Genomic DNA, 2,960 nt, shown 5'->3' on the forward strand with positions numbered 1-2,960 from the left:
GCGGACAGCACGGCCGCATCGTTGGTACCGAGGATGTGCACGGTGACCGAAGTGAGGGTGCCGTCGGCACTGCTCACCGCGAAGGTGTCGGTGTAGGTGGTGCCGGCGGCGAACTCGTTGTGCGCGGAGTTGGCGACGTAGGTCCAGGCTCCGTCGGTGCCGATGGAGAACTGGCCGTAGCTGCCGGCGGTGTTGGTTTGCGTGTGGAAGCTTTCCGGGCTGTCGATATCACTGACGGTCAGGCTACCACCCGTAGTCAGCGGAGCATTGGTTTCGGTCAGTGTGACATTGGCCGAGGACAGCACGGCGGCGTCGTTGCTGCCGGTGACGGTGACAGTCACCTGCTGGGTGTCGACGCCACCGAGGCCATCGCTGACCTGCACGCTGAACACTTCGTTATGGCTCTCGCCGGCCTGCAACGATTGCACCGCACTGGCAACGCCATTGGTGCCGTTGGCCAGGGTGTAGGTCCATTGGCCGCTGCTGTCGACGGCGATCGAGCCATAGGTTCCAGTTGCCGAGCCATTGATCGACCAGGTGGCAGTGGCTGCATGGTCGATGTCGCTCGAGCTGAACTGGCCGCTGACGCTGAGGGTGGTGTCTTCCTGCACCGCGCCGACATCATTACCCGACGCAAAGCTGAGCACCGGCGCGTCGTTGCTGCCGGTGACGGTGACGGTCACTTGCTGGGTGTCGACACCGCCGAGGCCATCGCTGACCTGGATGGTGAAGACTTCATTGTGAGTCTCGCCGGCCTTCAGCGATTGCACCGCATTGGCGACGCCATCGGTACCGTTGGCCAGGGTGTAGGTCCATTGACCGGTGCCGTCCACCGCGATCGAGCCGTAGCTGCCGGTATTGGACCCGGCAATGCTCCAAGTGGCGGTGGCATTGTGATCGATGTCGCTCGAGCTGAACTGGCCGCTGACGCTGAGGGTGGTGTCCTCCTGCACGTTGCCGGCATCGTTGCCGGTGGCGAAACTGAGCACTGGGGCGTCGTTGCTGCCGGTGACAGTGACGGTCACCTGCTGGGTGTCGACACCGCCGAGGCCATCGCTGACCTGCACGCTGAACACTTCGTTATGGCTCTCGCCGGCCTGCAACGATTGCACCGCACTGGCAACGCCATTGGTGCCGTTGGCCAGGGTGTAGGTCCATTGGCCGCTGCTGTCGACGGCGATCGAGCCATAGGTTCCAGTTGCCGAGCCATTGATCGACCAGGTGGCAGTGGCTGCATGGTCGATGTCGCTCGAGCTGAACTGGCCGCTGACGCTGAGGGTGGTGTCTTCCTGCACCGCGCCGACATCATTACCCGACGCAAAGCTGAGCACCGGCGCGTCGTTGCTGCCGGTGACGGTGACGGTCACTTGCTGGGTGTCGACACCGCCGAGGCCATCGCTGACCTGGATGGTGAAGACTTCATTGTGAGTCTCGCCGGCCTTCAGCGATTGCACCGCATTGGCGACGCCATCGGTACCGTTGGCCAGGGTGTAGGTCCATTGACCGGTGCCGTCCACCGCGATCGAGCCGTAGCTGCCGGTATTGGACCCGGCAATGCTCCAAGTGGCGGTGGCATTGTGATCGATGTCGCTCGAGCTGAACTGGCCGCTGACGCTGAGGGTGGTGTCCTCCTGCACGTTGCCGGCATCGTTGCCGGTGGCGAAACTGAGCACTGGGGCGTCGTTGCTGCCGGTGACAGTGACGGTCACCTGCTGGGTGTCGACACCGCCGAGGCCATCGCTGACCTGCACGCTGAATACTTCGTTGTGAGTCTCGCCGGCCTGCAACGATTGCACGGCACTGGCGACGCCATTGGTACCGTTGGCCAGGGTGTAGGTCCATTGACCGTTGCTGTCGACGGCGATCGAGCCATAAGTGCCGGTATTGGACCCGGCGATGCTCCAGGTGGCGGTGGCCGCATGGTCGATGTCGCTCGAGCTGAACTGGCTGCTGACGCTGAGGCTGGTGTCCTCCTGCACGTTGCCGGCATCGTTGCCGCTGGCGAAACTGAGCACGGGGGCGTCGTTGCTGCCGCTGACGGTGACGGTCACCAGCTGGGTGTCGACGCCACCCAGGCCATCGCTGACCTGGATGGTGAACACTTCGTTGTGAGTCTCGCCGGCCTGCAGTGACTGAACGGCACTGGCGACGCCATCGGTGCCGTTGGCCAGGGTGTAGGTCCACTGGCCAGTGCTGTCGACGGCGATCGAGCCGTAAGTGCCGGTAGCTGTTCCGGCGATGCTCCAGGTCGCCGTGGCCGCGTGATCGATGTCGCTCGAGCTGAACTGGCCGCTGACGCTGAGGGTGGTGTCTTCCTGCACGGCGCCGACATCGTTGCCGCTGGCGAAGCTGAGTACCGGTGCGTCATTGCTGCCGGTGACGGTGACGGTCACCAGCTGGGTGTCGACGCCGCCCAAGCCGTCGCTGACCTGGATGGTGAACACTTCGTCGTGACTCTCGCCGGCCTGCAACGACTGCACGGCACTGGCGACGCCATTGGTGCCGTTGGCCAACGTGTAGGTCCATTGGCCCGTGCTGTCGACGGCGATCGAGCCGTAGGTTCCAGTTGCCGAGCCATTGATCGACCAGGTGGCGGTGGCATTGTGATCGATGTCGCTTGAACTGAACTGGCCGCTGACGCTGAGGGTGCTGTCTTCCTGCACGGTGCCGGCATCGTTGCCGTTGGCGAAACTGAGCACCGGCGCGTCGTTGCTGCCGGTGACGGTGACGGTCACCTGCTGGGTGTCGACGCCACCCAGGCCGTCGCTGACCTGGATGGTGAACACCTCGTTATGGCTCTCGCCGGCCTGCAACGATTGCACGGCACTGGCGACGCCATTGGTGCCGTTGGCCAGGGTGTAAGTCCATTGGCCCGTGCCGTCGACGGCGATCGAGCCGTAGGTTCCGGTTGCCGAGCCATTGATCGACCAGGTGGCGGTGGCATTGTGATCGATGTCGCT

1 protein-coding gene is annotated in these 2,960 nt (G+C 64.0%); it reads right to left on the bottom strand.

Translation table 11 applies throughout. The features are described from left to right. Window positions 1–2,960 (bottom strand): VCBS domain-containing protein (locus ACCC96_RS30255; RefSeq protein ID WP_413697738.1); only part of this gene is annotated, 2,960 nt, incomplete at both ends.

Origin of the sequence: Pseudomonas sp. Pseusp11, from assembly GCF_047304405.1 — a bacterium.
Lineage (GTDB): Bacteria > Pseudomonadota > Gammaproteobacteria > Pseudomonadales > Pseudomonadaceae > Aquipseudomonas.